General features: G+C 40.5%; 8 protein-coding genes. 2 read left to right on the plus strand and 6 right to left on the minus strand.

Annotated features, from left to right (window positions below; translation table 11 throughout):
* The 4 genes from NKMY2_RS01670 to NKMY2_RS01685 all read right to left on the minus strand — a co-directional run.
* Positions 1-430 (minus strand): glutamine amidotransferase-related protein (locus tag NKMY2_RS01670; protein WP_042683897.1); only part of this gene is annotated, 430 nt, incomplete at its 3' end.
* A complete protein-coding gene (locus NKMY2_RS01675; protein ID WP_042683901.1) occupies positions 431-3274 on the minus strand; it encodes a UPF0182 family protein in 2844 nt (947 codons plus the stop codon).
* Between the two features lie 73 nt (positions 3275-3347).
* A complete protein-coding gene (locus NKMY2_RS01680; protein ID WP_042683902.1) occupies positions 3348-4469 on the minus strand; it encodes a DNA primase small subunit domain-containing protein in 1122 nt (373 codons plus the stop codon).
* Positions 4462-5478, minus strand: a complete 1017-nt coding sequence (locus NKMY2_RS01685) for a DNA primase (RefSeq protein WP_042683903.1) — start codon at positions 5476-5478, stop codon at positions 4462-4464. The genes NKMY2_RS01680 and NKMY2_RS01685 overlap by 8 nt, the downstream gene beginning before the upstream one ends.
* A gap of 79 nt (positions 5479-5557) precedes the next feature.
* On the opposite strand from NKMY2_RS01685, the gene NKMY2_RS01690 reads away from it, so the two are divergent.
* Both NKMY2_RS01690 and glyS read left to right on the plus strand, forming a co-directional pair.
* Positions 5558-6397 (plus strand): deoxyribonuclease IV, encoded by an 840-nt coding sequence (locus NKMY2_RS01690; RefSeq protein ID WP_042683898.1) that lies wholly within the window; start codon positions 5558-5560, stop codon positions 6395-6397.
* Between the two features lie 35 nt (positions 6398-6432).
* A complete protein-coding gene (glyS, locus tag NKMY2_RS01695) occupies positions 6433-7890 on the plus strand; it encodes a glycine--tRNA ligase (RefSeq protein ID WP_042683899.1) in 1458 nt (485 codons plus the stop codon).
* Between the two features lie 37 nt (positions 7891-7927).
* Here glyS and NKMY2_RS10165 read toward each other — a convergent pair whose 3' ends face one another.
* Both NKMY2_RS10165 and NKMY2_RS10685 read right to left on the minus strand, forming a co-directional pair.
* Positions 7928-11323, minus strand: a complete 3396-nt coding sequence (locus NKMY2_RS10165) for a DUF11 domain-containing protein (RefSeq protein WP_052347454.1) — start codon at positions 11321-11323, stop codon at positions 7928-7930.
* A gap of 168 nt (positions 11324-11491) precedes the next feature.
* Positions 11492-14416: hypothetical protein (locus NKMY2_RS10685; protein ID WP_042683900.1), on the minus strand; the 2925-nt coding region annotated here is incomplete at its 5' end.

Genomic DNA, 14416 nt, shown 5'->3' on the forward strand with positions numbered 1-14416 from the left:
ACTCTGATTTTGCAATATGAGTAAATGACTTGCCTAGTTGCGAGATCTCAAAATTATGACTCTGGTATACCTCGATTGTTCCATCACATAGGGGATTTTCGCGTACGGTCATAACCTTGGAGTTTCCCTTTTGCAGTGTCTTCATTTTTCTAATGGTACCTCCAGCTGTCAGAGCAAGAATTTCTGCGCCATAGCATATTCCCAGTAATGGTTTGTCTTCCAAAACAGCGTGGTTTATTATTTTAGAGTTTATTGCGTTCATTTCCTTGTTATTTTTGCGCCTTCCAGACAAAATGAACGACTGGAACTTGCCCAATTCTTCCAGTTTTACATCATCATAAGGTAATGAGACATAGGGGATTTTTTTTGTAGAGAGAAAGTCAGTAATGTTTTTTGTATATATTGATCCGTTGTCGACCAGTAACAGCAACTACTTGCCTACTCCAATTGAGATGTAGTGAAGTTCTGTGACATTATCAACGGTTATGATTGTTCCAATGTTTAACGCATCACCATCTTGCCACATGAGTATTCTTTTGCTTCTTGGTATGACAAAGTCGTCAACAAACTTTGAAGTAAGCTCGCTTGTTGCGTCAAGATCAGACTGTGTATAGTATGAGATCTCGCCTTCCTTGAATGAGAGCGGAATCTGAATGGACGTTGGCGTCACAATCTGCAAATTCTTTTCCTCGATTAGTGATTTTATTTGCTGGATTCTGGCGTTTTTGTCATGGCTAATCACATCTTTTGATGTTGATGTAGGTACTGCGCCTGAAAGTTCGTGAAGATAGGCTTCAAACGCCTCTTCCTGGGTGTTGCCAAGGCCGACATAGTATTCCCCATCAAATGCAGCGCCCACGGCAGCAATTGTTCCCAGCTGTGCCACGACGCCTTCGCCGGAACCTGCAGTGTACACCGGAATAAAGTAAACATCATGATCTCCCACACGGTATAGAATATTGTCTCCGATGCGAGGATTTCTCAAGAGGGTCTTTAGCTGGGAAAAGTCGGTGTCTTTTTCTAACGCTTCCCGTACCGCTGTAGGACCGATTAATTTCGTAGTTGAATTCGTTGGCACCTGATAGAACTGCATGTTTCCAAGTGTAGGCAGATCGTTTTCTACTATCATGTATCCAGAAAGATTTCTTCCTTGGGAAACCCTGAGCTCAAGTGAGAGCAGTCCTAGGAATTTGGTCTGATCAAATCCCGGCGGCTTTGCTTCTATGTAATACGCTTCAAGCCTGTCTGGTATCTTGAAGAATTGGTTTGCCTGTATGAATTCTTCAGTGTTAGTAACATGGTAAATGTTATACATTTCTGTCTTCCATGTGAATAATTCCTGTGGGTACCTGACTTGCTCAGATAGCCATGATGGGATTTCGACGAATTTATCGCTGTATTGACGCTGTATCATTTTTGCAAAATAGTCGTTTCCGTATTTGAGTAGTGTAATGTCGCCATCATAGGTATCAACTAGAGCAAATCCAACCAAACGCAGGTATGGGTTGCCCATCGACCAAGGCACCGAATTTGTATCAAATCCGATAATAAGCGGAATCAGCCAGTAGGTTTTATTTCCGTCAGTGACTGGGTAGAAATCCACGTTTTGACCAAACATGTTATACAGGAAATACGGGTAGAGTGTCTGCATCCTGTCGTTAACGTCCTTGTATCGCATTACATGTATGGAATCTGTTGGATATGACAGGAGGAAGTTTGGCTCAAATATCCAGCTGAGAGGCGGCGAGACATCGATTCCTCCATTTCCAGAGTATAATGCCCCATCTAGTTCTGCGCTTGTTTGACGGTTTGTGGGGTATGCAGACCATGTTTGGCTAAAGAGTCCACCTTCACCATAATAGATGGATCTTTGAGCAAAGAGTTCGTCGCTGTCAATTGATTGGCCAGTTGTCGCATCAAGTGTCAAAAAGCCGTTTGGAATGTGCGTGTATACCAAATGTTCGTTGTACCAACGATTTTCAAGGCTTACTGTTGACGGGAGAACCGGTTTCATTGACGCGGCCCAGTACATTGTATTGTTAAACCTCAGAATATCGTTATCGTCAAACTCCACGTATTGTCTTTGCCCTATTTCGGGCTTTAATTTGGCAAAGGCCGCTTCCCAGTCCCATATTCTAATTGAGCTTAGAATGTCTTGATTTTGTTCAATGTAACTTTTGATGTTATTTGGGGAAACGGATTCAAGCTTGACGTCGTTTACGTTTACTTTTACTTTGTCTAATTCCCCAAGGTATCTGTTTACTGCGATTTGTTGCTGTGTGTATGGGCCAAGATATTCGATTTTCCTCGTGTCTGCAATACTGTTATTGACTGCCATGACTGAACCCACAATTATTGCGATTGCAATTAGTACCAGAACGCGAATATAGATATCGCGTTTTATTGGATGAGTCAGAACTTTGGAGCGTATCTTGTCAAATATTGAAAATCCAATCAGAATAAACCCGGCAACCAGTGTGCCTCCAATTACGTATCTAGTGTTGTAGTCAATTTGTTCTGTGAAGAACATGTTGATTCCAGCCCAGATTATTCCAATTCCAATTACGGCTTCAATTGTGGAGACGTAGTTTAGGAATTTTGGCTTGCCTTGTGCTGAGTCATACATGTATGAGGTAATCACTTTTACAATTGAGTGGAGACCCACATAGAGCGCTAGTCTTATCCCAATAACGCCAAGCAGTGACGGGACAAGAATTGTAAGTGCTGGAATAAGTGAGATTACGGTTTGTGCTGCATCTGATGATTGCGGAGTTACAAACGGCAGGGAAAAGAGTTTTGATAGATTGTCAATTCCAAGCTCGTTATTATCAACCATATCTATTACGGCAAGGCCAAACATTACGTTTACAAAAAACGCCCCAAAGAGGAAGATCTTAGTAATTTGCCAGATAACAAACTGCGGCACGCTTAGCCTATAGTCTCTAAAACTAGTGACGTTTTTAGAGACAGGATCATGCGTGGTTCTATTCAAAAATGTAATCATGACATGTATGGAATACCAAACAATTGATGAGCGGTTCTTGATGTCCACGTTGACTAGTGCTATAGCAGAAAGAACCAGTGCAGAGACGATCGAGTAGTATAGGGGCTTGGTAAACTGGTAGCCAAATTCTGTCATATTCATAGATAAAATGACGCCCTGGTTTCCGACTATAACCAGTATAATGATTCCAATTATTGCAATTATTCCTAACCGTATGTACTTACCAGCATCCGGTGGTGACGAATTTGCTTCAGTGGAGGAGCTATACAAAATCAAGTTTGCTCCTTTATCGACAAATTAATGTCTTACCTGCTAGAATTAAGTGAATTTGCTTGTTTGGTGACTAGGATAGAGTCGCATATCCTTTACAGATCATATAGACTGCGGCATATTTTGGTACGCTAACCTGCTCTTTTTTGTATGGGCCAAATTTTTTATTTTTTAGCTTAAACTCAACAGGGCAGTCGGCTAGAACCGTGATTCTGTCATCGCCCATAAAGCAGGCATCATTTCCAGGATTGAATTTTTCAAGATCGTAAATTGGTATTTTTGAGAGACCACTTTTGCTGTTTATGGTTCCTGCCAGTCTGAATATCCTGTGAACGTCAATTGTCACGTTTGGGTCAATTTGTGCACCTAGGATTTTTTGCAGATCCTCTAGTTTTTTCTTAAATGAGAAATAGCCCTCTGAAATCAGTTGTTTTGAGAGTTTTGGTTTGTTTGATTTTGATCCAAAGATTTGTTTTGACACCCTGCCGAGCCAGCCTTTCTCATCTAAATCAGAAAATACAGACTTGGAAAAATCGGATTTTTTTGCACCAAACGTTTCAGGCATTGCTCCCTTGAACAAGATATAATCCACAATCTCTGCCCTCTGTCGTGAATCTAATTTTTCATAGTTTGACTCCAGAACATACACGTGGAATCCCTCATTGCCAGAAAAATACACCTGTATGCTTTCTTTTTTTATTCCAAGATCACCTGTCAGTATTGAAATCAGTTTTTTTATTTCATTTTTGGCGCCGGAAATGCAGTCGGGGCACAGTACTGACGATGTCTCGTATTTGGTTGACTTGCAATCTGGGCACTGATCATTTTGTAAAAAAACATTTTTGCAAGTTGTACATTTCTTGCAGACGTGATTAACTCTGCAGGGAAGGTTCAGGTCCTTTGCGTCAACATCAAAGATTAGATCTGCACCCTGCCAATCCTTTTCAGCCATTGGTAAATTTGGAAACAAGTAGGTTGCATTTGAACAGTATACGTCAGATGGGATGTTTGTCATAAGCAAAAGATGCAGCTCCTTATCAGACTTTATTGATATGTGCCGGTTCATTCCGAAATTAAATTTTTGATATCCAAATTCGCGCCTCTCTGGATTTGTATGAGTGTGAATCAGATCAAAGTGCTCAAAATAATATTTTTTGAAGGATTCCTCTAGGAATTTTGTGTCTTTATCAAGCATTTGAAATTTTTTTCCTTCCAAACTGTAACGGATTTATTATATTGGCGCATTCCGGGATTGCAAAGCAAAGGTTTTCACTTTTTAATTTGTCGCATGAGGGACATGCGTATTTTGTTCCGCTGCCAAAATTACCTGCCAGATGTTTGAGTTGATACAATGTTATTTTTTCGTTATAGTCAGGTGCGTTTTTGAACAAGGGTGCGATTTCTTCTATAGTTTGGCCTTTGTTCAAAAGATATGTTGCCAGCATGAATCTTCCTGAGTGCGGCAGATTCTCGCCTTTGTTTAGAACATCAAGTGCGTGTTTTATGCAAGGCGGGGATTCTCCAGTTTCGACAGTTTGTACGGAAAATTTCTTTGCGAGAGTTACAAGTGCGTCAACTGGTTTTTTGAAGGATTCCGGTATGGACGGTATGCTAGCAGAGTGAATTTTTGAGCTAATGAAATTATCGAGTTCTTTTCGGATTAGTCTTACTGTTTCGTGTGACGTAAGAAAGACATTTCCATTGTCAACTAGCCTGTTTACAAGCTTCCACTCTTGTTCATAGAAATGGGCCGCGTGTTTTAGGTAATCAATGACAGGAATTACGAAATAATCATCAGACTTTTGTATATCCATCGAAAAAAGATCCTTGATTATTTTGACTGCTAGTTGTTCCTTTGCCTTGTTGTTCATATTGGAGAGATCCTTTTCAAGGAATTTTTCAGCACGTCTTGCTTCTGCCAGCGAAAATCGCTTGATTAGCGTGTTCATTGCGCTTTGCTTTAGTAGTATGACTGCAACAAGAAACGAAAATACCTCGATATCTAGGTTTTTTACATTGAAATCAGAGTTGAAGATCTTGCCATCAGCTGCGGCTTCAATTCGCTGAAAAGCGATTTCAATTACAGGTCTAAGATCCTCGTCTTTTCCAAACTGTTCAAGGGTAAAGCCCTTTTCTTTGAGATAGTTTCCCGCCTCTGTCAAAAATGGGTATTTTGCAATTTCCTCTGTTCCTAGTTTTAGCACAGATACTATGATTTGGTTTGACATTAAAAATTTGGGTTTTTTCAAACGGGTTTAAATTATGTGAGAATGATCGCATTGTATGCGTGTAGGTGCCCACGTGTCTATTTCGGGCTCATTAGATGCCGCAATAGATAATGCGTTGGAACGGGAATGTTCTGCGTTCCAGATATTTACTCGTAGTCCAAGAAGCTGGACTGCAAAAGAGATTTCCGAAAAAGACGCCAAGACTTTCAGAGAAAAAATGGCAAGCAGTAAGATAGACAGATTTGCAACCGTGGCACACATGCCATATCTGCCAAATCTTGCGTCTCCTAATGCAGCTGCATACACAAAATCAGTCAACACGCTTGTAAAGGAAGTGGAAAGATGCGGCAAAATCGGTATTCCGTATTTGGTAGCTCATCTTGGAAGTCATATGGGAATGGGAGAGGAGAAGGGGATAAAACAGCTGGTTAACGCTTTTTCCAAGGCCGCAGAGGTCAAAAACGATGTCGTTGTTTTGCTAGAAAACACGGCTGGACAGAAAAATTCTGTCGGCTCTGACTTTAAACAATGGGCAGAGATCTTTTCAAAGATAAAACCAAAGGACAGATTTGGCGTTTGCTTTGATACGTGTCATGCATTTGCGTATGGTTATGATTTAAGAACTGAGAATTCAGTTGAGGAGACATTTAAGAAATTTGATGACGAGGTGGGATTTGAGAATCTCAAGATTTTACACCTAAATGACTCAAAGGGCGAAATAGGATGTAATCTGGATAGGCATGAGCATATCGGCCTTGGCAAGATAGGCGAAAAAGGTATGGCTACAGTCATCAGGCTTGCCAACAAAAAGAAAATTCCAATAATCTTAGAGACGCCGATCGACGACATACGGGATGACTTTGCAAATATAAAGAAGGTAAAGGAGCTTGCATAGCTTGAAATTTATTTTCGGTACATGATGAGAATTTTATGAATTATGATAACATAATGCAGTTGGCACTTGAGCGCGGTTTTTACTTTCCAAGTTGCGAGATTTATGCTGACGCACAAGCTGGGTTTTGGGAATATGGGCCTGCCGGTGCCAGCATGAAGTCCAAGTTTTTGGAATTATGGAGACGAGAGCTTGTAAGACGTGACGGAATGCTAGAAATCGACGGTTCCCAAATAATGTCACAATCGGTTTTTGAGGCATCCGGTCATCTGGCAAGCTTTGCAGATCCAATAATTCGATGCAAAAACTGCAGCTCTACGTTTAGAGCGGACAGGCTGATCTTTGAGGTATCCAAAATAGAGATACCTGAAAGCGCAGACCTTGCAGATTTCGACAAGGCCATTTCTGAAAAAAACATCAGATGTTCAAAGTGCAAAGGAGAATTCGATAAGGCTAGAAAATTCAACATGATGTTCAAAGTAGAGATAGGCCCAGAAGGAGAGCCTGCATATCTTAGGCCGGAAACGTGTCAGTCCATTTTTGTAGACTTTCCAAGACTGTTCAAGACAATGCGCGGAAAGCTTCCACTTGGAATTGCACAGATTGGAAAAAGCTTTAGAAACGAGATCTCCCCAAGACAGAGCCTCCTAAGGCTGCGAGAGTTTTACCAGGCAGAAATTGAGGTTTTTTGCAATCCAAACAAGCTAAACGATTTGGAGAGATTTTCTGAGATCCAGGACACCATAATTCGAATTCAAATAGATGATGAGGTAAAACCGATGAGCTGTAAGCAGGCAGTCGAATCTGGAGCTATTCCAAACAAGTTTGTTGCATATTACTTGGGAATATTGACAGAATTTTACGAGAAAACTGGAATCGATGTTACAAAGAGCCGATTTAGAAGACTGGGTGAAAAAGAAAAGGCGTTTTATGCTACAGTTGCTTTTGATTTTGAGGTTCAAACCACAATAGGCTGGCTTGAATTGGTCGCGTGTAACTATAGATCAGACTACGATCTTACAAGCCATGCAAACAAGAGTAAGGAGAAATTTGAGGTGCTCGACGATGAACAAAAGGTTCTACCGCATGTCTTTGAGATTTCAATGGGAATTGATCGAAGTCTTTACACCATTTTAGAGCATTGTTTACGAGAAGAGAAAGAAAACGACAGAGTTGTTCTCTCCGTTAAACCATACTTGGCACCAGTTCATGTTGGAGTTTTGTCCTTGGTTAAAAAAGATGGCCTCAAGGAAAAAACAGACGAGATCCATCTAAAATTAAAAAGAAAGTATGATGCATTTCTGGATCATTCTGGAGCAATAGGAAGGAGATATAGGAGACTAGACGAGGTTGGTGCACCCTTTGCCATAACAGTTGATCATCAAACTTTACAAGACGACACAGTCACTCTGCGAAGCAGGGACACTATGGAGCAACAGAGGATAAAAATTTTGGATATAGACTCCATATTATTAAAAGCAACCTCATTTCCGTAAATTATTAATTATTCAAACGCTTAATTTAGAAGTTAGATTAGTTCTTCTTTTTATCTTTGTTATCTTTATTGTTTCCATTGTTGTCATTTCCATGGTTTTCATTGTTGTCATCATTCTCATCCTCTTCTGCTTCCTCGTTTTCCTCGTTCATTGGTTTTTGTGACTCACAATCAACAAACGTGTTTGTGCCTTGTGCCCCATTACACTGATCATTGTTTGGTCCGCCATTTAACAAATCGTTGCCTTGACCACCATGAATTATGTCGTTTCCCGCTTCTCCAAATAGATTGTCATTTCCAGGACCGCCAAATATCTTGTCATCTCCTAATCCTGCATTTACAACATCATTGCCAATTCCTGCACTAATCCAGTCGTGTCCATCTCCACCTATGACATTGTCTTCTCCCTGGTTTGCGTTGACTCTGTCATTTCCATCTCCCGCATTAATTGTGTCATTGTCTTGTCCGCCCCAGATTTTATCATCTCCGTCTCCACCAGTTATGGTATCAGTTCCCTGTTGACCGTGAATCTGATCTTTTCCCCCGTTTCCGTCAAGTGTGTCATTGCCTTTACCGCCCCAGATTTTATCATCTCCGTCTCCACCAGTTATGGTATCAGTTCCGTCCTGTCCGTACAGATAGTCATTACCTGTGTTTCCCTCAATTCCATCGTTGCCTTTACCGCCCCAGATTTTGTCATTGCCATCTCCACCAACAATACAGTCATTTCCGTCTTTTCCAGATATTTTGTCATCTCCACCCAAGCCAAAGATGAGATCGTCTTGGTTGGTTCCCTTGATGTTATCCTTACCTTCTGTTCCGTAAATAACATTAACAAAATCAGATTCTGCTCTACCACAGAACGGGGCAGCTACTATAGTATCCAACATTGCGATGTTATTATCTGGGTTTTGATCGTCACTATCAGTGAATACTTCTGCTGTATTGTGTATAGTACCTACTACAGTTAATGCAATTTGTGCTTGAATTGACTTGGTTTGTGTTATACCTGCTTGCATATTTCCAAAGTCACATACTATCAATCCTAAACTAAATTGGCAATTCGGATCACTAAGTGAGTTAGGTGCTGAATACGGAATGAAAGTTAGTCCTGCCGGAAGTTCATCTTGCACTTTGACATTAACAGCGTCTGACGGTCCGTGGTTTATGACACTCAAATTGTATATTATTGTTCTTCCAGCTACAGTATTGACAGGACCCATTTTGGAAAGGCTGAGATCCGTTGTTGAGATGACATCAACAGGATCTGCACTAGCCTGATTATTTCCTTGATAGGGATCTGTAGAATCACTCGTTACTGTTGCGGTATTTGTTAAAGTCCCAGTAGTGCTAGAATTAACTGTAACATTCATGGTCACAATATGGGATTCTCCTGGTGGTATTGGATTTGTTAGATGACATATGGCATTGTTATTTTGTGAATCAAATGAACATTCGGGAGATGAAGTAGGTGCGTTGAAGGTAACACCTGACGGCAGACTATCTGTTATTATAATATGATCTGCATCAGATGGGCCATCATTAGTTACTGTTATTGTGTACAATAGGAAATCTTGCCCTGCGGTTACAGAGGTCTTGTCAACTTGTTTTTGTAGTGAGAGATCTGATTCTGTCAGTATGGTTGTGGAGGTAGATGTTGATTGTGTTGCAGCGCAGTTAGTACACGTTACGTTGACTTGATTTATGAATGGATCTCTAGAGCTGGGACCTACATCGGCAGTATAGTGTATTTCAAGAAGATCATTGTTACTAATATTGTAAGGGCCGCAGCTTAATTGGTTAAAAGTATCTAGTTGAGGCAGGATCTGACATGAATTTGGATATGGCTCTGATGTTATTGATATGGAAGAAATGCCGTTTGGAAGTGTATCAGTTATCATTACTCCATTAGCATTTGCCGAACCTGAACCATGATTATCTACTGTGATAATATAATCAATTGAACCAGATCCTGCAGTTACAGTAAATGGAGTGGATGTCTTTGTAACAGATGAAAAAACAACGGATGGGTTTACATCTGTTTGAACAGTGGCTTCAGCAGTTGTACCAAAATTCTCCACAACTGCCTTATTTACCAGTGTGCCCTGAGCACCCGGACTAATACTACCTTCTAGTTTTACTAAAACATAGTCACCCGCATCAAGTGTGCCAAAATTATCACAGTCTACAGTATACAGATCTGCACCTCGTCTTTCGCAATGCCCTGTTTGGGTAAACGTACCTGCACTCACATCATGTACTTCTGTTGTAAACGACAATTGGTTGGTCTGATTCAGGTATGATTCAACTCGACCCGTACCTGTATTAGGAAAGAAATCGTGAATCCTTACTGCTGTTGCAGGATCAGGCCCAATGTTAGTTGCTTTAATAGTATAAAGTAGTCCTTGTCCTGGAAGTGCTGTTGTAGCGTTAACATTTTTTGTAATGCTTAATTGCGTATCAGCTGGTGGCGCAGATATTACAAGTGTGGCAAGCCCAGCAGGCGCCGCAAGCAAATTACTTGTAACAAATGTTGGCTGTGGATGTGTGCTAGCTAGACTAAAACGATAGATGGATGGAAGATCGGCTGTATCAGCAATGTCATCGCTTACATACAAATCATTTCCTGCCGTGTCAATTGCAAGACCAAAGGGGAATGACAATTCCCCATTAGTGTTATCAGAGAATTCTACTGCTGGATACGGATTAACAGAATCGATTTTAATTATTCCTGGACCAAAGCTAAATGTTCCTGAAACAAATATTTCATTATTACGTACTGCTATACTATTTGTTGTAGCTAAAGATTCATCAGATGTACCTGAATACACCATGACTGCATTGTAGCCTAATGGGGGCGGAGATACAGTAAGATCAACTTTGTAGATTGCACCCGCGCCATTTTCTGCAGCAGTGTCAAGAATGTAAAGGACATTATTGTCAATAGTAATATCCCGTATGGCTAGAAATGCCGGATTAATTGATGCAGGTGATTTACCAGCTGTTGGTGCTCCAGTTGGGCTCACTGAATAAATTTGGTTATCAGAATCTGCAACGTAGATCATTCCATTGCTGTCAAATGCAATTCCTGTGAGCGATGTAAAAATGACTCCTGTAATATCTTCAACATTATTGCCAAGAGAGGGATTTGGTTGACCTTGTGCATTCAGATTTATCCTCGAGATCTTGTCAACATTTGCGACATAAACATTTCCGCCAAAAACTGCAATACGCTCTGCATAATCCAAGTCACCAACATTATTTATTGAAGATATATCGCCATTTGATGGAACAGTAGAAAATGTTAATGATCCTCCAAATCCAGCCTCAGGATCAATTACAATTACGCGCAAGTCTGCAGATGGATTAGCAGATGCTTGTTGTATACTAAATGTAAGTAGTAATCCAAAAAGTAAATAAACAATCTTTCTCATTTTTGTTACCTGTCAATTATCCCATGTTACCTTATAACCTAAACTGGATTTTACCAGTTTTGGAAACATATGGTGCACTTTCAGCATCATTGGTCATGGTGAATTACCATACTATATAGGAAAAATGGAATTTTTACTTGATAAATGGTTCCAGATTGGTAAGATTTCCTAGTCTGAAGCAACAGTTATCAGATCTGATACCATTGATCTGTATTTCAATTTGACCAATACATTTTCCATGGCTTGAGCCTCTGGAAGTATGCCATCATCAGATTCCAATGCAATATGCCATGTTCCAATTATCGGATCAATAGATGTTACAGAGAATCTCTCCAGAGGACTATCTTGTCCTGAATATCTGATCCTGTAGATTTGCTCGCCGATCTCTACACTTATTGTGTTTCCTCTGTTACCAGTAGTGGAGTCTTTTACCAGACATGAGTCAGATTGTCCAATGACACATGTGCCATCTGGTGATACCACCCTGTAGTGCAGATTGGCATTGTTATCAGACGAATACATCAATCCTACCCTAGCTATGGTTTTTCCTGCATCATCGACTACGGAGGTTGCACTTACAGACTCGGATATCGGAATTGATTTTGTGGGTTCAAACGTTCTCAGTACTGTCTTGGTAGTGTCGATGTGGTTATCATACAGGTTGAGCCTTGCGCTGATATCGTATTTTGCATCTTGCCCTAGTTTGGGTATGGACCACTCTAGGTCGATTACTGACTGCCCATTGTTGAACACATATTCTGATGATGTGTATACTTCCCTGTCATCTACCAATAGTGATACTGAACCAAATAGTGGTTTTCCATTGTTATAGATATATGCAGTTGGCCTGTAGGTTGATCCTTCTGATTTGCTTGGTGGTGAATCAAGTTCTATTTTTGCATCTATGGTATACGTTGGTTTGACTCCAAGATAGTATTTTTCAGAGTCTTGTATCTTATTCTCTTGGTTGATCACATGAATCCAGTAAACTATTGCTGGTGCTTGCAAGAATGATATTGGTACTTCTGCTGATGCAAGATAGGTGTTAGTGATGTTTTGGAGTTGTGTAATATCCATCTTTACTGCGGCGTAATTGCTATAGTTTCCTCCTGCAGCAGCTACTCTCAATTCGGCTCGTGTTGGTGCAGATGTAGTATCAATTATTGAGGTTATATCAACCTGATCTGTTCCTTTTACAAACTGGTTTATTGTGCTTGCTTGAATTGGCTTGTTAGTGTTTACTTGGAGTTTTATGTCAAATATGTTTGGTCGTCCAACTTCTACAGTGGGCTCAAATGTTCCTGCACCGTCGAGATCAGTCATTGGGTTGACCACTATGGTATCACTGCAGCTGTACACGTTAACTAGATAGGATGTTGATGTTGCAATTCTTCCGCTTACCTGTTCTGCAGTAACGACAAAGTATTTTTGGTTTGAGCTAATTGGTGCTTCGTATACGTATCTGCTTATTGACAATGCCTTGTTGATTTCTGTGTACGGTTGATTATCTGCTAATGTTGCTGAATAAACTTCTTTTTCTGGCGTTCTTATCTTGACATTTGGCGGTGCTGCCTCTGTACCATACATGCCAGCTATTATCCTGACCATGTTTTCATCACACGCATCGTATGATATTTGGTATAGTACTACTGGATTACCTAGCTTTCCTCCAAATCCAATTCCTGAACTTGTACCGATTCCGCCTACACCGCCTCCGCCTCCGCCTCCACCGCCTCCGCCAGAACCACCTGTTGCGGTACTGCCAGTACTTGTACTGGAACCAGTAGATGACGGAGTGGACGATAAGCTAAATCTACTAAAGTGTTGTGCACTCAGGTCTAATTCGCATCTATTTGCATCAATTGATGTCAGTGATGAAACGGTTAATCCAGTTTGCACCCATTTATTGAGACTGGTGTTGAACGTGTATGCATTCAAAACTGGACATCCATTAGCGTCAGATATCACGCTACTTGATTTTGCAACACTTAGTTTCAGTGTTGGGTTTGAAACAAGGTTGTCTGAAGAACCCCAGTTGAATCCTGTTCCATCTTCTTCGTATCTGTACTTTACATCTACAAATAAATTGACGTTACTCTCTGAAATCCCACTACTGCCAATTGTTGACGGAATACTGGATGCCGTTTCTATTACAAACCAATCGTTAGAAGCTGAACCAGAAGGTAATTTGCCATCCATTGATTCTATAGTAAGCTGTCTCAAGCCACCGTATGATGGTAATAGACTAGATTCTACTGGAATGACAATTTTTTGTCCTGAAACCATTGTATCTATTGGGGGTGACACGACATATTGTGAAGTACCGGAAGGAGTAGTTACAAAGCTGGGGAGTACAGATATGATGTTAGCAAATTTTGGTATAGAATAGTTCTGTATACCAAGTGTATTCATTATAGTTTGACCTGATGTCTGTGCTGACAGTGACAAGTTTAATCTGACTGAGGTCTGTCTAAGAATTGCATCGTTAAGTTGTGATGTTTCATTTCCTACTGATATAATATGTGGTAATTCGTGCACTTTTGTAATTGTGTGAGTTGAAGTCTCATTGATTATAGTTGCAACATAAGATCCAGTCCAAGTCTCATAGGTTGTGTTGTTTAGTGATGGAGCTTCGGTAACTATTGTAGGGGGCATCATGGAGAGGTTTGCAGACTGAAGAATTACTCTGAACACTGAAGTTCCATTGAGTTCGGTTGGATGTACTTCATCCGTTGTGGTGTTTCCTAGAACATTATAGCTTGACGGTATCGTAGTCATTGCAATATTGTATGAGCCAAATGGAGCTGAACCAAAGGAAATTCTTCCTGTAGTATTGTCATTGTCGTTTGCACCATTATCAACTACTATTAACGATAAACCGCCGTATGGATTTGGAGATATTGTGTAGGTAGAGCCTCCAATAAGTGTATCAGAGATATCACGTGTTTCAATCCTTAATCCGCCTTTGAATAGAATTGTATCTGAAATACCCAAGTTTTCTTTAACGGATTTAGTTGGTGTTCTTGTTGTCATATCAGTTATTCCTAAGTTCTCTGTGAGTGACTGGGTTCTTGTTGCAGATGTGGATACGGT

The organism is Candidatus Nitrosotenuis chungbukensis, from assembly GCF_000685395.1.
Lineage (GTDB): Archaea > Thermoproteota > Nitrososphaeria > Nitrososphaerales > Nitrosopumilaceae > Nitrosotenuis > Nitrosotenuis chungbukensis.